This is a genomic window from Arthrobacter sp. 05T420 (assembly GCF_056396305.1).
This window is the reverse complement of record NZ_JBFTLG010000004.1, coordinates 14,894-35,711: the sequence shown is the minus strand read 5'-3', so window position 1 is coordinate 35,711 and position 20,818 is coordinate 14,894. Positions and strand designations below refer to the sequence as shown.

Annotated in this window: 17 protein-coding genes and 1 pseudogene; 10 read left to right on the top strand and 8 right to left on the bottom strand. The window is 64.6% G+C overall.

Annotated features, from left to right (window positions below; genetic code table 11):
• Positions 1–91: 91 nt before the first annotated feature.
• A complete protein-coding gene (locus AC1DEM_RS05295; RefSeq protein WP_476883467.1) occupies positions 92–1,267 on the top strand; it encodes a glutamate--cysteine ligase in 1,176 nt (391 codons plus the stop codon).
• 363 nt (positions 1,268–1,630) lie between these two features.
• Here the strand turns inward: AC1DEM_RS05295 and AC1DEM_RS05290 are convergent, their stop codons facing one another.
• On the bottom strand, positions 1,631–2,770 hold the full coding sequence (locus AC1DEM_RS05290) for an aminopeptidase P family protein (RefSeq protein ID WP_476883466.1): 1,140 nt from the start codon (positions 2,768–2,770) through the stop codon (positions 1,631–1,633).
• A 314-nt stretch (positions 2,771–3,084) separates the two neighbouring features.
• On the opposite strand from AC1DEM_RS05290, the gene AC1DEM_RS05285 reads away from it, so the two are divergent.
• Positions 3,085–3,777: a DUF4386 family protein gene (locus AC1DEM_RS05285; protein ID WP_476883465.1), complete on the top strand. Its 693-nt coding sequence runs from the start codon at positions 3,085–3,087 to the stop codon at positions 3,775–3,777.
• Positions 3,778–3,802: 25 nt separating this feature from the next.
• Here AC1DEM_RS05285 and AC1DEM_RS05280 read toward each other — a convergent pair whose 3' ends face one another.
• Positions 3,803–3,985, bottom strand: coding sequence for a hypothetical protein (locus AC1DEM_RS05280; RefSeq protein WP_476883464.1), 183 nt, complete (start codon positions 3,983–3,985; stop codon positions 3,803–3,805).
• Positions 3,986–4,255: 270 nt separating this feature from the next.
• Here AC1DEM_RS05280 and AC1DEM_RS05275 point away from each other — a divergent pair, with 270 nt between their 5' ends.
• Positions 4,256–5,104, top strand: a complete 849-nt coding sequence (locus AC1DEM_RS05275) for an oxygenase MpaB family protein (protein WP_476883463.1) — start codon at positions 4,256–4,258, stop codon at positions 5,102–5,104.
• 578 nt (positions 5,105–5,682) lie between these two features.
• Here the strand turns inward: AC1DEM_RS05275 and AC1DEM_RS05270 are convergent.
• Positions 5,683–6,189 carry an SRPBCC domain-containing protein gene (locus tag AC1DEM_RS05270; protein ID WP_476883462.1) on the bottom strand — a complete coding sequence of 169 codons (507 nt, stop codon included), beginning with the start codon at positions 6,187–6,189 and terminating at the stop codon, positions 5,683–5,685.
• Positions 6,190–6,491: 302 nt separating this feature from the next.
• Between AC1DEM_RS05270 and AC1DEM_RS05265 the strand changes: the two are divergent.
• Together AC1DEM_RS05265 and AC1DEM_RS05260 are read left to right on the top strand one after the other, a co-directional pair.
• Positions 6,492–6,743 (top strand): annotated as a pseudogene (locus AC1DEM_RS05265) (EAL domain-containing protein); the annotation flags it as partial.
• Positions 6,744–7,031: 288 nt separating this feature from the next.
• A complete protein-coding gene (locus AC1DEM_RS05260; RefSeq protein ID WP_476883461.1) occupies positions 7,032–7,430 on the top strand; it encodes a hypothetical protein in 399 nt (132 codons plus the stop codon).
• Positions 7,431–7,486: 56 nt separating this feature from the next.
• Here the strand turns inward: AC1DEM_RS05260 and AC1DEM_RS05255 are convergent, their stop codons facing one another.
• Complete coding sequence (locus AC1DEM_RS05255; RefSeq protein ID WP_476883460.1) at positions 7,487–8,971, bottom strand: HAMP domain-containing sensor histidine kinase; 1,485 nt, start codon at positions 8,969–8,971, stop codon at positions 7,487–7,489.
• Positions 8,972–9,060: 89 nt separating this feature from the next.
• Here AC1DEM_RS05255 and AC1DEM_RS05250 point away from each other — a divergent pair, with 89 nt between their 5' ends.
• Positions 9,061–9,324 (top strand): hypothetical protein, encoded by a 264-nt coding sequence (locus tag AC1DEM_RS05250; RefSeq protein WP_476883459.1) that lies wholly within the window; start codon positions 9,061–9,063, stop codon positions 9,322–9,324.
• Between the two features lie 609 nt (positions 9,325–9,933).
• On the opposite strand, the gene AC1DEM_RS05245 is transcribed toward AC1DEM_RS05250, so the two are convergent.
• The 3 genes from AC1DEM_RS05245 to AC1DEM_RS05235 all read right to left on the bottom strand — a co-directional run bounded on the left by AC1DEM_RS05245 (position 9,934) and on the right by AC1DEM_RS05235 (position 13,031).
• Positions 9,934–10,794: an SDR family oxidoreductase gene (locus tag AC1DEM_RS05245; protein ID WP_476883458.1), complete on the bottom strand. Its 861-nt coding sequence runs from the start codon at positions 10,792–10,794 to the stop codon at positions 9,934–9,936.
• A gap of 258 nt (positions 10,795–11,052) precedes the next feature.
• A complete protein-coding gene (locus AC1DEM_RS05240) occupies positions 11,053–12,297 on the bottom strand; it encodes a macrolide family glycosyltransferase (RefSeq protein WP_476883457.1) in 1,245 nt (414 codons plus the stop codon).
• A 236-nt stretch (positions 12,298–12,533) separates the two neighbouring features.
• Complete coding sequence (locus tag AC1DEM_RS05235) at positions 12,534–13,031, bottom strand: hypothetical protein (RefSeq protein WP_476883456.1); 498 nt, start codon at positions 13,029–13,031, stop codon at positions 12,534–12,536.
• A 128-nt stretch (positions 13,032–13,159) separates the two neighbouring features.
• On the opposite strand from AC1DEM_RS05235, the gene AC1DEM_RS05230 reads away from it, so the two are divergent.
• The 3 genes from AC1DEM_RS05230 (at position 13,160) to AC1DEM_RS05220 (ending at position 15,818) form a co-directional block, all read left to right on the top strand.
• On the top strand, positions 13,160–13,750 hold the full coding sequence (locus tag AC1DEM_RS05230; RefSeq protein ID WP_476883455.1) for a TetR/AcrR family transcriptional regulator: 591 nt from the start codon (positions 13,160–13,162) through the stop codon (positions 13,748–13,750).
• Positions 13,751–13,836: 86 nt separating this feature from the next.
• A complete protein-coding gene (locus AC1DEM_RS05225) occupies positions 13,837–14,535 on the top strand; it encodes an ABC transporter ATP-binding protein (RefSeq protein ID WP_476883454.1) in 699 nt (232 codons plus the stop codon).
• Entirely contained in the window at positions 14,532–15,818 is a 1,287-nt protein-coding gene (locus AC1DEM_RS05220) for an ABC transporter permease (RefSeq protein ID WP_476883453.1), read from the top strand. Before AC1DEM_RS05225 ends, AC1DEM_RS05220 begins: the two co-directional genes overlap by 4 nt.
• A 485-nt stretch (positions 15,819–16,303) precedes the next feature.
• Here AC1DEM_RS05220 and AC1DEM_RS05215 read toward each other — a convergent pair whose 3' ends face one another.
• A complete protein-coding gene (locus tag AC1DEM_RS05215) occupies positions 16,304–16,993 on the bottom strand; it encodes a nucleoside/nucleotide kinase family protein (protein WP_476883452.1) in 690 nt (229 codons plus the stop codon).
• Positions 16,994–17,483: 490 nt separating this feature from the next.
• Between AC1DEM_RS05215 and AC1DEM_RS05210 the strand changes: the two genes are divergently transcribed.
• Complete coding sequence (locus AC1DEM_RS05210) at positions 17,484–20,750, top strand: AfsR/SARP family transcriptional regulator (protein ID WP_476883451.1); 3,267 nt, start codon at positions 17,484–17,486, stop codon at positions 20,748–20,750.
• Positions 20,751–20,818: the final 68 nt, after the last annotated feature.

Sequence of the window (20,818 nt, the reverse complement as noted above, 5' to 3'; positions counted from 1 at the left end):
TCGTCGAGGAGGGCTGAATAGCTTCATTGGCAGCCGCTCTGCCGTCTCACGAGTGGAGGCCTTCCTGTTAGGAGCTGCCTTGAATTCTTCAATGACGAGACCACCCAACCGTTCTGGCGGCGGGGTTCAAAGGACGTTCGGCGTCGAGGAGGAATTCCTGCTCGTCGATGCCACGACGGGGCAGCCCGTACCCGCCGCGGAAGCGTGCTTGGCCAGGGCCCCACAGCGCCCTGAAACCAGTGGCGGCTCATCCTTGGCTTTGGAGGTCCAGCAAGAGCAGCTTGAGGCCGTTGGCCCTGTCTGCACCACGCTGCAGGAAGTGATTGCGGGCGTCCGAGAGGGCCGGCGGCTTGCCGACGAGGCGGCCCGCTCGGTGGGTGCACGAGCGGCCGCCGTGGCCACCAGTCCCGTCCCGGCCACCCCTACCCTCGTACCGCAGCCCCGATTCCTGAACATGGCAACGCGGTTCGGGTTGACGCTCCGGGAGCAACTCACCTGCGGCTTCCATATTCATGTCGGCATCACCAACGGTGAGGAAGGGGTAGCAGTCCTGGACCGAATCCGGGTCTGGTTGCCCGTGCTGCTGGCGCTGAGCGCGAACTCCCCTTTCTGGCAGGGGGCCGACACCGGATACGCAAGCTTCCGGTACCAGGCTTGGAGCCGCTGGCCGACCGCCGGGTCCTGCGAAAGGTTCGGATCAGAACGGGCATACCACCGGTACGTTCAATCCCTGCTGACAACTGGCGTACTCCTCGACGAAGGCATGGTGTACTTCGACGCGCGTCTCTCCCGGAACCACCCGACGGTGGAGGTCCGCATTGCCGACGTCTGCATGGAGGCCTCACACGCGGCCGCGATAGCCGCGATAGTGCGGGCGCTCGTTGAACGGGCCGCCCAAGAATGGCGCGCCGGGATTTCTGCGCCCCGGCTGTCCGCCGGGCAACTGCGCCTGGCGGCGTGGAAAGCAAGTCAATCAGGAGTCGACGACACCCTCCTGCACCCCCTGCTGAACATTCCATGCCCGGCGGCAGAAGTGGTCCAGGTCCTCCTCTCCCATATCCGGCCAGCCCTGGCCGACAGTGGAGACGAGGAGCAAGTGACCGCGGAAGCGGCCCGGATATTGACCTCCGGCACAGGATCACGCCGGCAGCGCGAGATCATGCTGAGCACCCAGAGCCTGCCCGCGGTGGTGCTCGACGCCGTCGTACACACCCACGGGACCGCCCCGGCCCCGCATCGCCGGTCCCGGCGCCTGCAAACTAGCTAACTGACCCGGCAGGACACGAAAGGACAGCCACGACGGCGTTCGGTGGACGCTCACGCGAGCCGGGCCACCGTCCACAGCCAGCTGACGAACGGTGCACCCTGCCCCGGAAACAGTCCGGTGACCGCGAACGACCGCGTCGACAAGGGCCACTTCGCGATTTTTAAGATCTACTGCCCGGACAAGCTGGCTGAGTTCCAGCAGGTCATCGGCGCTAGTACAACCGAATCCGAAGCAGGATGTGCACAGTAATAATGGATTTGGCTTGTGTGCTCAGCCAGGCCAATGCGAGATCGCTCGCTCCTGAGGGCTCTCAGGAGCCATCTCGTTCCGGGTCCACGTCAGATCGTGAACTACGTCGGCTAACTAGTGGACGATTCTCATCTCGTGCGAGGTCTGATTGAGTCGCCGTCCGCCGCCGGGAACGACCGTCACAATGTCCTCGATCCGCACGCCGAACCTGCCCGGCAGGTAGATTCCGGGTTCGATCGAGAAGCACATACCGGGGTGGAGGATCTGGGTTTCGCCCCCGACCATGTACGGCGGCTCGTGAGTCGTCAGTCCGATTCCATGCCCGACGCGGTGAATGAAGTAGTCGCCGTAACCGGCTTCAGTGATCACCGCCCGGGATGCGCGATCGATCTCCTGGCACTCGACGCCTGGCCGCACGGCCTCGAACCCGGCCTGCTGTGCGTGTCTGACGACGTCGTGAACCTCCTGCTCTTCGGCGGTGGGTTCGCCGACGTGCACCGTCCGCGTCGTGTCTGATCCGTAGCCGTGTTTGAGGCCGCCGAAGTCGAGCACCACCATGTCGCCGTCCTCGATGATCCGCGGGCCGATCTCGTGGTGAGGGTTGGCGCCGTTCGGACCCGAACCGACGACGGTGAAGTCCACTTGCGAATGACCGAATTGGCGAAGTAGGTCGGCGAGATCAGAGCCGACGTCGGTCTCGCTGCGCCCAGCGAACCGCACCGTGACGATCTCCTCGTACGCCTGGTCTGCGGCCGCGCCGGCCGCCGCCAGCCGCTCGATCTCGTCGTCATCCTTGATCGCCCTAAGCATCGGCAGGGCGTTCGTCATCGAGACGTAGGAAGACTTGGGCAGTCGATCCTGCAGGCCCAGGAGGTGCATGGCCCAGGCCGAGTCAGAGACGGCATAACGTCCGGTGCCAGCCATCAGAGTCGCAGATTCCGTGTAGGGGTCGCTCCCGTCGGTCCAGTCGGTGATCCTCAGAAGCGAGGCGCCGGCGGCCGCTTCCGCGTCGGGTCTCTCGAGCCTCGGAACGATCATGGCGGGCTCCGCGTCGACGGGGATCACGAGCATGGTGATGCGTTCAGTGACGGCCACGGGTGCATACCCCGTGAGGTACAGGAGGTCCGGTCCGGGAGTGACCAAGATGCCGTCGAGCCCGGCGTCCTGGGCGGAGTGGGCTGCTCGCCGCAACCGCTCGGCGAAGTCATCGGCGGTGAACGGAGCCGGCTCGGAAAGGCTGCGATGATCACTCATGTTTCGCATTCTCGTGCGCGGGGCATCACTGGTCAACCCACCGCGTTGAGCAAGCAACCTATGAGGTTAGAGGTGCCGAAGGTAGCGCTCCGCCGATTCCAGGAAGGACCGCATATTCGTGAGTCCCGTCTCGAAGGATCTCCGTGCCCACTCCATCCCGGACTGTATCCGATGAGGCATCGTATCCGGTTCCGCGGACCTCTCCTGAGTCAACGCGCACCCTAGCCCGGGACGCGTCCCGGAACTACGCTGGGGCAGGCGTCGTCCCGCTTCCGGGCAGGCGGCGGGCACGTGGTCGGGGAAGGCGGCGGTCCATGAACGCACAGAACATTACCCACTGGATCCGGGCGGGGTTGTGGACGTTACCCCTTTACGGCCTAATCACCGTCTGGGCCACGCTTGAGCCCCAGCCGGACCAGCAAAAGGATCCAGACGCCTGGGCACGGTTCGTCAGCTCGGGCTCGTATCAAACCAGCCACTTGCTAGGCAGCACCGGAGGCACCATCCTCGCGATCTTCGGGGTGTTCGCGCTGGGCTGCTGCCTGGCCACCAGCCGCGCCGGCCGCCTGGCACTGGCAGCAACCGTCATCACCGTCGCGGGAACTGCCTTGTTAATAGTCCCCGCTGCCCTCTCCACTTTCGCCACTCCCGCGATCGGGAAGACCTATCTGGAAGGAAGCCGGGACGTCATGCTTCTGGAGTTTCCATCCGCCATGACGGTCTCGTTCCTGCTCGGGCTCCTGCTCGCGTTCCTTGGCAACGTCTTGCTCGGAGTCGCGGTCTGGCAGTCCCGGACGCTCCCCCGCTGGGCCGGGGCCCTCTGGATTGCCGGCGCCGTACTGTTTTACCTCCTCGGCGTCGTGCTGGGGCAGGCGACCACGGGCAGCAGCCTTCCGACGCAGCCGGCCGGCGCCCTGCTCACGGCTGCATCGGGCGGCTGGATGGCGTGGAACCAGTCACGGCAGGCCCAGCCACCCGCGGCTGTCTATGCGGCCGGCACGCGCTGACGGCTTACGGTTCGTGGAGGCCGGACTACGGCTGATCCCATCGCTGTGCCTTTGGTTCGGCCAGCGTTGCTGCCCAGCGCTGTCCCACAGCCGAGTCGATGGCTACCGAATAGGACTTCAGATGACTGACCTCGAATTGGTTTTCCGAAGGAACAATGTCGCTTTGATTGCAGGGCAGCGGGAACTTGCCTACGCCATCGACGTTCATGAGTCCTTCCCCCGGGCCAAATCACGTCAAATAGACCTTGATGAATTTCGACTCCACGCTAAATTGACCAAGGCCCATCGTTGCTGTCTGGTTGTCCAGCGACGCGATCACTTTTTCGCCACGTGATGGCTCAGTGGAGATCTGGGACTTTGACCTGGCCATGGGCGCGGCCTCCGCACTCACCCCCGATGAGCGCGCCTACCTGCTCGCCGTGGAACATAAACTTGACCTGGAACGGACATCTTGAGGTTCTCGGCAGAAAGACTTTCCATGCTCACCCATCGCTCACGCCGAGAAGGCGCTGCCGCGCCGGCCACTGACAGCGCACAGCTCTATCGGGACATGGTGCTCTACACCTTTGCGACCGAAATTCGGGCTGGCTTCTTCATCGCCTACTACCGGAACTTCGCAATCCCCTCCATCGCCAGGACCCTGGCCTCCCGCGGTGAGACTGCAGCACGGCCGATGAAGCGCTCCTACGACACCGGCATCGTCATTCACGAACTCATCGTGAACGGCTTCGACAGCGACCGCGGCCAAAAGATGCTGGATCTGCTCCGCCGGGTCCATCAAAACGTACCCGGAAGCGGGGACGACTTCCTGTACCCCCTAATGACTTTGCTGGTTATCCCACTGCGCTGGATCGACGCCCACGGCTGGCGGGAACTGACGGACACGGAGCGGGACGCCGCCCTGGAGTTTTACACGGAGCTGGGCGCCCGGATGGGACTGGAGCCGGTACCCGCGACGTTCGCCGAAGCGGCGGCTTTCATGGATGACTACGAGTCCCGAAATCTTGCGGCCAGCCCGGAAGGCGCCGAACTGCTCAACGCTACTGCCGCGGCCCTGGCGGTCCGCCTGCCAGGACCGCTGAAGAGTAGAGTCACGGCGGTCATTGCCCTGCTCATGGACAAACCGGAAATCGTTCCGGCACTCGGCCTGAAACCCGCACCGGCCTGGCTCCGCCGCGTGTTCCGTGCGCTCCTGAAAATCCGCGCCATCATCACTCGCGCCCGCCCGATTTCCACCAGGCCTTCCTTCACCTCGGGGACATCCGGCAGTTCGGTGTACCCTGATGGCTACAAGCTGGAGGACCTGGGCCCGCGCTCCATGCCCTGACACAAGGCGGCCCACGCCGAACCGGACGTCACCCTGACGCCGGCCCCGAAGAACGTCCCCTCCAGGGGAGTTCTGACCACCGTCACTCTGCCGGACGGATCCATCGCCCAGCGGACCTCCCAGGACGGAAACTACACCCACGCCGTCGTCCGCGGGCCCTGAGGAACCGAAACTGGTGATCGCCAACCGGGAAAAAGCAGATCGACGACGCGAAGAGAGAGACTCTCAAACGCGAACCAGAACGCGAGAATCTGAGCAGCGAGGAAAGATTCTCGATCCTTGATTTGCTTCGCGAAGCAGTGAGCAGGGAGTCCGAATAGGACAGCGAGCACAACGCCTTCACAATCAAAGTGGTCACAATTGCCGCAACTGTCGGCGTCGTAAGATGCTCCGCCAGCGCCCCTCCTAAGACGGCAACGTCAGCGCGGCGGCTGAAACGAGCATGGCAACGACCAATCCCGCCGACAACCGGTGTCGAAACGTCAGACCGCCATTAGAGGTGCCGTCGCAGAGCATGGCTCGGAGTACATTCAGGCGGCGTAAGGCTCTCTTGGACGGTGCCGCCGCTTCGGTGGTGCTTATGACCCCGTGGTTTGAAGGTGTCGGCCGAGGATTTCGGCACGTTTCCTGACGGCGTCAACGTAATCGATGAAAGCCTGCTGTGTGTCGGACACGAACTCCCAGAGCAGCAGCCCGCAAAGCGGGCCAGTGAACTCTTCCTTTACGCGCAGGCGCGTCATGCCGCCCAGGGGTTCAAGCGTGAAGGTACGCACCCCGGTAAGCAAGCCCAGGGGCAGTCCGCGGGTCCAGGTCATCACCTCGCTGGGCATCTGCTGGACGCGCAGCCGGAAAGTGCGGTTCCCTCCGGTGTGGGTGCGGATTCTGATGGTGCCCCCGTTGCGCAACTCGCCCCGGATGTGGGTGATGCCGGATTCCCAGACGGTGTAATTCCGTGCATCAGTGATGATGTCCCAGACAGTGGAGCTTCGGGCGTTGATCAGTGTCTCGGCCTCGACGGAGTACGTGGACTTACCCTGTCCCGGGCCAGAAGGGCGCCGTGTTGTGGGCACTTGATCTGTAGACATCAGACCGCAACCCAAGGCATTGGCCGCAGGATTGAACCACCGTCGCGACCATTCAGGCGACGCCCGGCCCCATGACCGATGGCCCCGGCAAGCGGCAGCGGAGGGTTCTGGACGCCGCAGCCCGCAGCGGTCGGCAGGTCGTGCCTCACCGGAACGACGTTCCTTATCGATTCTGCGGACAAGGGATTCTCCTTTTCAAAACGGAGTGATAGCCGGATATTAGCCCGGCTTCCTGTGCGTAACCAGAGTCCATATGACCGGTTCATGCTTCCCGGCCTCCGGCCGGGGATCAACTTCGGGGACTCATCGACGCCGGGCACGGCGTGGCACTGGACGACTACGGGATGGCGAACTCGTCCGTTGCCCTGCTGCGGCATTTGCCCCTCACGGCTGTCAAGATCGACAAGTTTTTCATCCGGGACATCGATACCGACCCGTTCGCCGAAAGCATTGTCGGCACCCTCGTCACGGCCCTGAACAGCCTCGGTCTGGTGAGCACGGCCGAAGGTGTTGAACGTCCCGGCCGGCTGGAGATCCAGCACAGGCAGGGCTGACGAACAGCGCAGGGGTACCTCATCAGCCGTCCGGTGCCGGCCGCGAGCATCCCCCCGCACCGTCGCCGCCTGGAACTTCGAATCTGCTGCGGCCGGCTGGCCGGGATCGGGTGCGCACGTCCAGGGCGCTGGGCTGCTGGAGCCCCGATCACGACTCGCGCCTCCTGACACTGATGAATACGACGTGACAGCAACTGGGCGGCCCCGGGCCTCGCGGTGTATGGGTGTCCAGCAGGGCAGAAATATGGCCCTTTTTTGCTGGCGGATGTGCCGTGGGACGATGCACAGATGAGCGATCATTCCGGTACTGGTTCTGCCGCGGGCGGAGCCGGGCGGGCACGCGGCACCGGACAATGCGTCCGCAGCGAGAACCTCACCACGCAGCAGACGCGCGCATCGGACCACGACGCGCTGACGCTGAAGAACACACACCAAGGACTGTCGGTCGTCGCCGCTGTCGCTCTCAGAAACGAAGGATTCCGATACGTCTCCGGCGAATCCAGGAACGACCGCAGATTCGTGACCAGATCCAGATCGGGACTAGGCCCGGCCCCGCAGGCCTCAGGACCGGACTTCCAGAATCTGCGCTCCAGGAAAATCGCAACGACGCCGGAAATACTCGACAACAGGTGGGACCCCGCTCTCGAGGGCGGGGACACGTGGTGGATGTCTACATCGGCCCTCTGACGCAAGATTGACGTTGCCATCGGCCTCCAGACGCTGACCACGGTCCGGGGGACGGGCTACATGCTCAGTGTCGACCCGGAGCCGCCGGACGGCTCTCCCCGGGGCCGCCGGGACGTTGGAGCGCCGGGCCCCACCTCTTTGGGTCCGGGAAACACCATCGCGAAGCGGCAGTGGCCCAGCGGGCTCTCGGTGGCATGGATGGAGCCGTGGTGGGCTGACATGATTCCGGCAGCAATGGCCAACCCCAGCCCGCTTCCGCCACCTTCCCGCGACCCGCTGGCATCGAGCCGGACAAACCGCTCAAAGACCCGTTGCCGGTCCGCCTCGGGCACCGGGCCGCCGTCGTTGTCCACGGTAATGACTGCGCCGGCGCCGCCTTCACCTGGGTTCAGGCTGATGTGGATCCGAGAGACGGCGTGCCGGTCCGCGTTGTCCAGCACGTTCCGAAGAACCTGTCCCACCCGGCGCGCGTCTCCCCTGATCCGGACGGGCGTCAGGTCCGCCGTGATGACGTGAGCACTTGTCTTACGGAGCCTGCGGGTTTCGCGGTCCACGACGTCGTCGAGGTCAACGTCCTCCTCGTTGAGCCGGAAACCTCCGTCATGGGCCTTGGCGAGGGTCAGAAGATCTTCAACGAGCAAGTGCAAACGAGAGGTTTCTTCGAACAAGATGTTCCTCCTTTCGTGCCAGGACTTCCCCGACGGGTCCGCGGCTGCGACCTCCACCCCGGCACGCAGGGTTGCCACGGGGCCGCGGAGTTCGTGGCTGGCGTCCGAAATGAACCGGCGCTGAGCACTGTCCGAGGACTGCAACCGTTCCAGCATGGTGTTCATCGTCAGCGCCAGGGACTGAATCTCGTCCTTGGTCTGCGGAACGTCGACTCTTTCGTTCAGCCGTTCCCCGTCGATGCTGGCGACCTGCCCACGAATCCTTTCGACCTGCTGCAGGGACCGGCCCACCAGCTGCCAAACCAAGACACCGACCACCAGCAGAAGCAGCGGCGCGGCGCCGAGCAGGTACCAGGAAACGGTAGCCACCGTCTCCGCCAGGACCTGTACCCGGGACGCAACGACCACGGTGTAAGGCCCGTCGTTCAGCCGGACAGCCGTCGCTACGATCAGAAACTCGCCGGGGTCGCGGAGGCCCTCTACTCCGGTGACATCCTCCGTCAGAATCTGGTCTGGGGCCGGTCGCAGGGTCGTCAGCGGCTTCTCACCCGCACCGGGCACCTGCGCGGCCACGACCGCCCCGACCGGGTTCAGGATTTGAACGATCTGTCCCGCGTGCACCGTGCCGGTAACGTACCCGCCTGCATCCCCGACATCCTGGTCCCGCAGGTGGACGATGACTTCCTGGGCCTCCTGCCGGGCGGCTGACTCAGTTGAGCCGATCAGCGACCCTTGGAGCGAGGCTATCAGCGCGACGCCGCCGATCAGCAGCGCCAGGGCAACGACACCGACGGCCGACGCCGTTGCGCGCTTGCGGACCCCCCACTGTCTTCGCCGGTAGGTTTTAGGACCCGCATTGGGCTCGGCGTTCATGGTTCAAGGATGGTCCAACAGTTGATCACCGCCAACGCGACCGCGTCCCGCTCTCAGCTCCCGTACAGAATCCAGTACAGCCACGACCGATGGCCGTCAGCCCACTGCACACCTGGGCGTTGGCCGGGCTCGCCGCGGCCAGTGACAACGTCCAGCTGGAGATCCTGCGCGAGGACCCTGGGATAGTCGTATGGGTTGCCTATGTTGGCCACCGCGACATCACCCACTCTTTCATCGGTGGCGGCGGTCCCGTCTACGGGCAAGGAAGCATTCCGACCGGTCCCCCGGTCGTTCCATGCGTCATGGGCCGGCAACAACGCACCGCGGATGCGTTACCGGCCCGTATTGTCTAGGCCCCGAAACGCGAGTGGTCCAGAGCCTGCCCTCGGTCAAAATCACGAAGCTGTCGCTCTGATTCAAGGTCGGACCCTGGAGGTGGGTACCGGCCGGGTTGCATAGCTACACATGATGCCGGCCGCACGCCGGTTGAGGGAAGCGTGCGGCCGGAGCCTGCGGGTCCGTGGCCGACTCGCGTCGGCTCTTCGCGCCTGGTTTCTAATGTCCCTCCTCGGGCTGAGAACAGGCTGAGAGTCTTTAATCCCGTAGACCGGTCCCCCACCGCGACACCATTCGCCCGCACCGGCTCTGCGAGAAAATCCGATACAGATACGGGAATCCTGGAATCGCGCATACCCGGCCCGCAAAACTGCCTCGCCAAGGTTGGACAATCGCGACAGTGACCACGGCGTGACCGGAAGGAACAGGAAGGGCGAGGACTGAGAGGAGCCGTGGCGGCTGTCCGAGCCGGCAGGGCACCGGTTGTCACCAAACCGGAGCCGTTCGCCCAGCCCTACCCGATGCTCGAGAGCATCATCAAGGACATGACGAGCCTTTCCCACGGGTTCCCGCTTGGATTGGCGCGGTTGCTACTATCCGACCCCGGAATTGACATTGACTGGTACTCAGCCGCCAAGGGCCGCGGCGACGGCAGCCTGCATGGTGGTCGTCGGACGCCCTATCAGCCGCCCCAAGTCGCCGGTTTCGACATAAAGGTCGCCCCTGGCTACGCCCAGATCACCGTCCGCAAAGACCTCCGCAACCTCCCGCGGAAATCCAAATGTCTGCAGCAAGCGAACGTATTCATCCTTGGGCATGTCTTGATACTCGACGTCCTTTCCGCTTGCCTCAGACAGGGCCCGCGCGAACTCCGTCATGGTGAAGGCCTCATCACCGCCGAGTTCGTACACGGCATTTGCGTGCCCGGCCCCTGTAAGTACTGACGCGGCGGCGTCGGCGTAGTCTGCATGCGTTGCGGCGCTGACCCGGCCGTCACCGGCCGTGCCAGGGACGACAGCACTGTCCACGTAAGAGGCAGCCATGTCGGTGTAGTTCGCGAGGTACCAGGAATTACGCAGGAACACGAAGGGCAGCCCGGAGTCCCGGATATAGGCTTCGGTAGCCTTGTGGTCCGGCGCCACCAACAGGGGGCTGGTGTCGGCTTTCGGCGCACTCGTGTACGCAATCAGATGGACTCCCGCCCGGACCGCAGCATCAACAACGTTCCGGTGCTGCTGCAGCCGGGCACCAACCTCGTTGCCGGAGACGAGAAGAACCTTGTCGACGCCCACCAAGGCTGCGTCAAGAGCCATCGGATCTCCATAATCAGCCCTGCGGGCCACGACCCCCAAGGCGGAGAGCCCGGCGAGCTTTTCGCTGTTGCGTCCAATGGCGACGATCTGGTCGGCGGGAACTCCCCGGCGGAGTAGTGCGTCGATCGCATTACGGCCGTAGCGCCCTGTGGCGCCTGTTATTGCAATGGACATGAATGCCTCTCATAACAAACAGGCTCAGTCTGTTACTTGAACTAATTACCTAAATGTAAGTGTGTAGGTCTCTTTTGTGAACTTACCTGCACCTCCGAGGGCCCAGGGATTAGTTGGTGCGGGTGATCAAAAATTCCGCGACCTCACCGGCAAAGAAGATGTCAGCGGACCGTGGCGGCACTGCTCGGAAACACCTGCCCCCACGCCGCCCGAAGCCTTAACGACTCCGTTCTGCCGCCCGGCAGATTCTTCATATACCTATGTCACGTGTTCCACGGCCGACAGATAGGCTTCGATGGCGTCTGCGGCTGCAGTCGATCCCCCGGCCCCGCGGACGCGTTCGCTCATGGTTTCCAGGTTGCGCCGTATATGTTGGTCGTCACTGACTTCAGCAACGACCGTGCGGATCAGGCCCGGTGAGAGCGATTCCGCGACGAGTCGGCGTCCCAGTCCCAGGTCCTCAACGCGGCGTGCATTGGCTTCCTGTTCCGGCTGCAGGGGAAAGGCCACCAAAGGCACCCCGAAGTACAGTGCCTCCATGGTGGAATTCATCCCCGTGTGCGAGAGGAACACGTCGGCATGGCTGACATCCAGCTGCGGAAAGAACGCTCGGACTTCGACGTTGTCCGGTATTTCCCCCAGCTCGGAGACATTGATCCAGTCGCCAACGGCCATGGCCACCTGCCACTGCGTGGCGGCAAATGCCTCCAGACACATCCGGAAAAAATCCGGGCGGTCATTCAACGGTGTGGTGCCCAGCGAAATGAATACCAGTGGCCTGTCCTTCGTGCGAGGCTCCCAGACCTCCTCGAGGGCTCTTTGACCCAGGCTAGGTCCCACAAACTCGAATCTGGCGTCAAAGGTCTCCCCTGCGGGCTGAAATTCCCGTGGGATGAAGCAGATGTTCAACGAAGCGGGCGGCCCTTCCAAGAAGTTGAATTGGGCCAAGCCCTGCTCGGCGGCGAAGTCATCGATCTGCCGGAGGACCTGTTTCCACGCCGCGAGCATTTCCGCCGGCGCACCGGCGGGCATCAGCTCCCGCATCGAGAAATGTTCGTTGGAGGCATAGCTCGGCAGCAGCGCAACGTCGGGCAGGGCAAGCTTCACCGCGGCCATCTTCCCTGCCAGGGTCATGGCGTCGTAACACACCACGTCCGGGAGGTCCATGGCCAGCCGGGCCAGCAGGGCCGGGAATTCCTCCCTCGCCCCCTCGAGCAGCCGCGCCAGCAGGACTGACATCATCCCGGAGCCTGATCCGGCCCGCATTCCCTTCCCTGGACGTGCCGCGTGGCCGTCCTCAGCTGACGGACCGATCCGCGGAAACTGCGCGGCCAGGTCCTCCCCGCACTTAAAGAAGTTGGCGCCGGCGGACTCGACAGCCTCCGCGTACGTCGCCGAGGTTGCATATGTGACACGGTGGCCCCGCCGGACAAGCTCGGCCACGACCGGCAGCGTCGGATTCACGTGGCCTGCGGCCGGCAGGCAAATAAAAGCAATATGCATGGACGATGCTCCTCCGCGGCCAACCACGTCCACCGGCGAGGTCATCCGCGCCGGATTCCGGGTCTTCGATCATCGTACGTACGTGCCTCCCGGATGGCCATGAAGCCCTGGCGGAGAAGGCCGAGGTACAGGCTCGACGGAAAGTGCAGGGCAGGAGCACCGTCCCAAAGATCGCGGCGCCCGTGCCCGCCGGGTGTACCCAACCATAGCCGCGGAAGGGGGCGGTGCCTTCCTTTTCACCACGGCGTCGCCTGCCGGGCATGAGGTTTGACGGCGAGTTCTTCGGCGACTGCTTCGGCATTCTGGGCGGGTGTGGGGCCGTATCCGCGTAGCGGGACCTGTTTGATGAACCAGGCCAGGACGAAGCCGGCCGCGGCGATGATCGACGCCCAGAGGTACACGTTCCGGATGCCGTCGGTGACGGCATATTTGAAGAGGTCCTGGATCTCGGCCGGCAACGAGTGCAGCGCGGCGGGGGTGATCTGGCCGCGCTGGTGCAGTCCACCGGCGCCAGGGCTACCCATCGTGTCGGCCAGGCGGCTGGCATAGATCGAGCCGAGCACCGAGATCCCCAGCGATCCGCCCATGTTCCGGGCAAATGTGCTGGTGCCCGAGGCGGCCCCGATGTCCTTGATGTGGACGCTGTTCAGCATCGCGATGATCAGCCCGCTCATGGCGGTGACGATCTGTCGGGGCGAAAGTCGGGCCCGCCCGAGCTGGGTCTCAACGTCCATGCCGCATGTCCTCCGGGGGTTGTTTTGCGGCGTACTTACCGCACGGTTAGTATGGCACTTACCGGCCGGTCAGTTATCAACCCGGTCCGGATGGCAGTATTCCTAGACGTAAGGCAGTGGTCGGACAGATGAGTGAACCAGCAGTGGGTGCGCCGGAAGGTGCGGGCGGGACACGGGAGAAGATCCAGTCCGTGGCGCTGCGTCTGTTCGCCGACCAAGGGTATGAGTCGACGTCGATGCGGCAGATCTCTGAGCAGCTGGGGATCACCAAGGCGGCCCTGTATTACCACTTCACCAGCAAGGAAGCTATTGTCCGGGCGCTGATCGAGACCATGCTGGCCGAGGTCACCACCTTGGTGGAATGGGCGCGGGCCCAGGATGCTGGCCCGGATCTGCGCCGTGAGGTGCTCGCCCGCTGGACCGCCATCATGCACAACCAGGGACTGCGGATGTTCCGCTTCCTTGGCGCCAACTACCGCCTGGTCCGCGACATCCGGGGAGAACCCGGACAGCCTGGCGGGATGGCCGCCGTCGTCAGTGAACTGTTCTCCATTCTGACCCCGCCGGACGCCAGCGTCGAAGACCAGCTCCGGGTACGTTTCTCGTTGCTCATCATTAACATGACGGGCATGGCGGCCCGAGATCTCGATGCCGGCGAGGAGGACATCCTCGACGCCGCTGCGCGGATCTCCACCGGGCTGCTGCCGCCCGGATTCTGACAACACCCTCCGGGGCACTCGCCAACCCGACTTCGCCCTGCCCGCATCCGTGACCTCTTAATATTCCGACTCCTGATTGGAACCCCATGTCTGTGCCAATCCTGTCCGCCCATGACCTGACCAAGACCTACGGTCGAGGCCCTGACCGCTTCGATGCCCTCAAAGGCGTCACCATGGAGATCGCCCGCGGCGATACCGTGGCGATCGTAGGCAAGAGCGGCTCGGGTAAATCGACCTTGATGCACCTTCTCGCGCTACTGGATACTCCCGGCGGCGGCGAGATCCACGTCGACGGGACCGACGCGAAAACCCTGAACGGGCGCAAGCTTAATGCACTGCGGAATTCGATGTTCGGCTTCGTGTTCCAACAGTTCTTCCTCAACTCCGCCGCCAGCGTGCTGGAGAACGTGGTGCTGCCGCTGAAGATCGCCGGTGTCGGCGCCCGCGAACGGCGGGCCCGCGGAATGGCCGTCCTGGAACAGCTCGAACTGGCCGACAAGGCCCGCAACAAGGCCGGCAACCTCTCTGGCGGCCAGAAACAACGCGTCGTGATCGCCCGGGCCCTGGTCAACAACCCTCAGGTCCTCTTTGCCGACGAACCCACCGGAAACCTGGACACCGCCACCGGGCGCATCGTCGAGGACATCCTGTTCGACCTCAACACCAACCACGGCATCACCCTGATCACGGTCACCCACGACCACGACCTGGCCGCCCGCTTCAACCGCCGCCTCTACATTCGCGACGGCCTGCTGATCACTACCGACGAGGAGCACGCGGCATGAAACCGCTCGAAATCCTGAAGACCGCCATGACGAACAGCTTCCGGAGCAAACTGCGCACGTCGCTGACCATCCTTGCCATCTTCGTCGGCGCCTTCACGCTGACCATCACCAACGGCCTGGGCACCGGCATCTCGAACTACATAGACAGTCAGATCGCCGCCGTCGGCTCCAGTAACTCCTTCACTGTCAGCAAGGCCGACACCAGCGGCAATCCCGGCACCGGGCCGAAAAAATACGATGCCAGCGTCCGGACCCTCGCGGCGGGGGGCCGGCCCGGCTCCACCCAGGTGGCCCTGGGCCAGTCCGACCTGACCACGATCGGCGCCATCCCGGGCATCACCGGCGTCAGCCCGGTCACCCGGCTGAACCCGGACTACATCCAATGGAACGGCCACGACAAGTACCAGCTTTCCGTCAGCCCCCTCGCCGGGGCACAGCCCCAACTCGCCGCAGGCACAGCCCTTGACGACTCGGGCACCGAACCGCAACTCATCCTCCCTGCCAGCTACGTAGCACCGCTGGGCTTCGCGGACAACAACCAGGCCCTCGGCCAGGACGCCACAATCGGCATCACCGACGCGAACGGAACCATGCACCCGGTCACTGCCCGCATCACCGGTGTTGAACAGAGCGCCCTGCTTGGCGGCGGCGGTGCCTTCATCAACAAATCCCTCACAACCACGCTCGCAGACGCTCAGAGCACCGGCGCCCCCGCGGCCACAAAAACTGCATGGGCGAACGTGACGGCCACCTTCGCCCCCTCCTCGGCTGCACAGGTCAGCGACATGAAGGCCAGGCTCGCTGCCGCCGGTTACACCGCCCAGACCCTCGATGACCGGATCGGCACCGTAAAGACCGTCATCAATGGGATCATCGGCGTCCTGGATGCGTTCGCCATCATCGCCTTGGTCGCCGCGGGCTTCGGGATCGTGAATACCCTGCTGATGTCCGTGCAGGAACGCACCCGGGAAATCGGGCTCATGAAAGCCATGGGCATGGGCAGCGGATCCGTCTTCGCGCTGTTCAGCACCGAGGCCGCGTTCATCGGATTCCTGGGAAGTGCCATCGGTTCGGCCGCCGCCATCGGACTTGGCACCGCGGTCAGCGGCGCCCTCGCCCGGGGACCCCTCCGCGATCTGGCCGGACTCCACATCCTCGCTTTCGCCCCCGGCCCCGTCGCGGGAGTCATCCTCCTGGTGATGGCCATCGCGTTCATCGCCGGAACTCTCCCGGCTTGGCGGGCCGCGCGGCAAAACCCGATCGACTCCCTACGCTACGAATAGCCCGCGCCGCTGACCGACGTTCGCGACCGGGATCAACGGCAGTTCCTGGCCGCCCTGGCAGGTAGCGTGCATCCTTTTGCCGCATACGCACCGGGCCTACACTCTTTCACTAATCATGAATGCATTTGAGTGTAGGCCCGCTCCGTTGCCCCGCCTCCTGACAGGTCAGGGGCGGCCGAATCGACCGGAAGAGGCGCCGGCCGGTTGGCGGGCGCCCGGCGCAAGACCGTCTAGAGGGCTCTAGCGCCTCTAGACCAGCTGCTACCTGATCACCGAGGCACGCACCGCAAACCCACACGATTGTTCAGGGCGCTCAGGGACCGGCACGGCACACCAGCTCCTCGAGCAACGCTTTGGCCTTGACCGAAACCGGGGCGACCGATTACGTCCCGGCCAGCCCGTCGAAGCTCATCTAACCGCCCCCGGGCGAAGTAGGCGCCGTCCCGACCAAGCACTATGAAGCTGGCGGCTCGGTTTCCAGCCGCTTACTCGCGGCCGGGCGCCGAGACGGTCTCCGGTGTGTGCTCGATCACCAGTGTGCTCCGCTGGCTTCCTGCTGCTACCAGGCGGGCATTGCGTTCGTCATTGCCGGTTGCACGCCATTCGGCGATGGCGGCGTCGTTGTCGAACTTCAGGTGCCGGGCGGTGAGCCGGCGCAGGCGTTCGCCCTGTTCGAGTTCCACGAACCAGGTTTCATCCAGGAGGGATGCGACCTCGTTCCACGGGGCCTCTTCAAGAAGCAGATAGTTTCCCTCGGTGATAATCAGGCGTGTTTCCGGCGGGACGGCGATGGCCCCGGCGGTCGCGTCGTTGACGTCGCGGCGGAAGACCGGTGCGAAGATCTCCCGCGACGTTTCTGAGCGCAGCCGGCGGAGCAACGCGACGTACCCGGCACCGTCGAAGGTGTCCGGAGCGCCCTTGCGGTGTTCCAGCCCGCGGGACTCGAGCAGCGACTGCGCCAGGTGATACCCGTCCATGGGGACCAGGGCGACCTGCCGGGGATGGCCGGTGAGCAGGTGCTCCAGCAGCCATTCGGCGATCGTTGATTTTCCGGCACCGGGCGCCCCTGCTATTCCGAGCAGGCACCGTCCGCCCCGCAGGAGCAGCGCTTCAGCCCGGGCGAGGAGCTGCTGCTGGCCCGCTTCGTCCCAGCGCAGGTACGGAGGGTTGTTCATCGCCTCATCTTTCCGACTCTGCCTGGACCAGTGCCGGAGGGCCACCGATGTTCTACGGCATCACGTTACATCGGTGTGGACAATGTCCACCCAACCTTTGCCGGACAAACGCCCGCCCACCTCTCCCCGGCCAAGAACGAGATGCGGGAAGACGCCTGCGCGCGACGTGCGCTATCAGCAAGCCCGGGGACCACTTCGAGGTTCACGGCGACAAACTCCTTGCGGACTGAGTCTCAGATCGGCAGGCCGGACCGCCCGCCCAATCTCGCTGCAGCTGCACGGCCGCCCCGATAGCTGACATCCCCTCAGGAGCGGGTTCTCAGGAAGCTCGTGGCGCCGGGGCGTTCACGGAAGGTCACCACGTGGCCGTGTCGTCATGGAAGTGGTTTGCTTGCTAGTGATGGCCGCTCACAGAGTGCGCCAAGGCAGCGAGCGTGTGTGAAATTTCGTTGTTCGACAACGCCGGTTGGCGAGCGGATACTGAAGAACCATGAAGCCTACCCACAGCGGGTTGCGCATCCAGCTTCTCGGCTCGTTCACCGTGTACGTCAACGGGAACGCCGTCGAGAACAGCCGCTGGCGGCTGCAGAAGGCAAAGGCCGTGGTGGCGATGCTGGCGTTGGCGCGTGGTCAGCGTGGCCGTCGCGAACAGGTACTGGACCGCCTGTGGCCTGACATGGAGCCGGTGACCGCCACACGGAATCTGCATCAGACCCTGTACGTCGCTCGCCGTGCGCTCGCTGGCGCTGGAGCCGGCAGCGACGGGTTGCTCGCCATCCGCGGTGAAGTGGTCGTGCTGGATGACATGGGCCCGGTCGACGTCGATGTTCTGCAGTTTGAGCGTTCAGCCGTGGCAGCGTTGGCTGCAGGTGCCGAGGCAAGCCTGCGCGATGCGGCCGACTTGTACAGTGGTGATCTTCTGCCGGAGCTGCCGGATGCGGATTGGCTGACGACACGCCGCGATGAGCTCCGGGAAATCCATCGCGAGGTACTGGTGAAACTGGCCTCCACGGTGGCGCAGCGCGCACCGGAGGAAGCGTTGGTCATCCTCACCCATGCGCTCGAATCCGATCCCGTCCACGAGGGAGCCGTGCGCGCGCAGATGGAGGTGCTGGCTGGAATGGGCCGGCGGTCGGAAGCATTGGCACGATATGAGCGGCTGGTCGACGAACTCCTCGACGCGTTCGGGACCGACCCGGACACCCGGACGATGGGGCTGTTTCGCGAGTTGTTGACCGGCTCGCCGCCCGAGGAGCGCCTCCACCAGCCCGCCGGCGTGACCGGCAAAGACGATGCCATCGGTTATCTGCCATCCCCGTTGACAAGCTTCATCGGGCGCGAGCGTGAGCTCGCTGACGTCGAGCGGCTGATGGGCCATTCTCGCCTGCTCACCCTCACCGGGGCTGGCGGCAGCGGCAAGACAAGACTGGCATTGGAGGCTGCGAAGACAGTTCGTCCCGAGTACGTGGACGGAGTCTGGTTCGTCGACCTCGCGTCCGTTGGGGAGTCGCTGCTGGTGGCCGATGCCGTAGCCGAGGTCCTCGGGTTGGATTCCGGCGCGGCACCAAGCCGCGTGCAAGCGCTGGTCGACCAACTGCGGCGACGCTCGCTGCTCCTCGTGCTGGACAACTGCGAACACCTGCTCGCGGCCTGTGCGCAACTCGTCGTCACGCTTCTTGACGGATCCCCTGGGGTTAAGGTGCTGGCTACCAGCCGGGAGCCACTCCATGTCGACGGGGAGTACACCTACCGGGTGCCGTCATTGCCCCTTCCCCCGCCCCTGCGGACCGACGCTCTCGACCTGGCCGTGCTGGGCCGTCTGCCCTCTGTCCGTCTATTCGTTGAGCGGGCAGCGCAGGTCCGGCCGGGTTTCGCACTCGACGCCGACAACGCGCGGGGGGTGACAGAGTTGTGCCGACGGCTCGACGGGATGCCGCTGGCCCTGGAATTGGCCGCGGCCAGAACGGCCGTACTCGAACCCGCCGAGATCGTCCAGAGATTGGGCGATGCTTTGTCCATGCTCGGCGGGGGAACCAGCGGCGTCACGCGGCACCAGACCCTGCGTGGCACCTTGGAATGGAGCCACGAACTGCTCACCAAACAGGAGCAGGTTCTGCTGCGCCGGCTGTCCGTGTTCGCGGGTGGTTTCACCCTCGACGCTGTGGTAGCAGTCTGCGCTGACGCGCCCCTCCAGCAGATCGAACTGCTCGACCTGTTGGCCAAGCTGGTGGACAAGTCTTTGGTGATTACCGAAAGGAGGGGCGCCGGGACCCGATACCGGCAATTGGAGACAGTCCGCCAGTTTGGCCAAGAGAATCTCGATCATGCAGGTGAGGCGGCTCAACTGGCGGCTGCGCATTGCGCCTATTTCCTTGCCGTCGCCGAATCCCACAATCCCGAACGGGCCACAGGGGTGGTCATCGAACAGCCGAAGTTACTCGACCGCGAGCACGACAACCTGCGCGCTGCGCTCCGCTGGTCGTGCGCCCGCGAGCCCGAGACCGCGCTCCGGCTCGCCGCCAGCCTGTGGCGGTTCTGGTTCGTCCGCGGTCACGCGGTCGAGGGAGCACGTTGGGTCGAGCGTGCCTTGGCGGTGGCTCCCGACTCGACCCGGCCACGCGCGGCCGCTCTGATCGGCCTGACCGGGCTGGACAGCCGGCAGGGCCGGGGCGATCGGCATCGGGCGTTCGGCGCGGAGGCCCTGGCAATTATGCGGGAGATCGGCAACCCCGACGAGGTGGCGATGGCCCGGCTCATTGAGACCTCGCTCGCCTGGAGCACTTTCGACTTGGACGAGGCCGAACAGCTGGCAGCCGACGTTCACACAGAGGCAGTCGAGGGTGGCAGACCCGAACATTGCGCTGCCAGCAGTTGGCTGCTCGGCCAGTGCGCGTTGTCCCGGGAGGACGGACCACTCGCCGCCCGTCACCTAAACACCTGCCTGAGCGAACTCGCACAGTCTGAGACCAGCACTCCACCTTTCCTGCCGGTGATCACGCCCAGCCTGCAACTGGTCCCGATCGCCGGACGGTTGGTCCCCTGCGTCGAGGAGACCCTGCTGTTGGGCCGGCGGGTTGGCGTCATCCAGGCCAAAGGCTACGTGCTGTCCGCGATCGGCTACGCGGCCAGGCTTTCGAGAGACACGGAGTCTGCGCTATCCGTCATCACGGACGCAGCCGAACATTTCGCCGAGTTAGGAGATGACCTGGCTAGGGCGCAAACACTTCACCAACTTGGCTGCATTCTGCGCGACTGTGGCGACCACAGCGCGGCCGATGAGGCCCTGTCCTTGGCGCGGGAGCTTCGGCTCGGGCTGGGCGACCGACGCGGCGAGCTGCTGACGGAGATTAATATCGCCCTGCTCCGCGCCATGGGCGGTGAAATCGACCGCGGCCTGACAGACGCTCGGCGTTGTCTTTCAGGGTTCGAGTCCGCGGGAGATCAGGTGGGGATGGGCGCCACGCTGACCATTCTCGGTGCCGCCGAACTGATCTCCGGGGAGGTCCGGGCAGCGAGAGAAATGTACAGGCAGGCAGCGGAAAAGGTCGCCCCATGGCGGCGACACGCTGGCTGGCAACGGTTGATGGTGGCAGAGCTATCCAACGAGCTCGGCGACCCGCATCGGGCGGCCCGCGAAATTGACAGGGCTGGGGCGATTTTCGACCGAACGAGATGCCTCATCGCCGGTCAGCGACTGGCCGCACTGCGTAGGCGGGACTCCGATGACGATGTTGAGACGACGTTGAGTGCTCGTTGAGGACGGTTCCCTAGCGTTATTCCTGGATCTGACAAATGGATCTGACAAACAAACAGCAATCAGGAGGA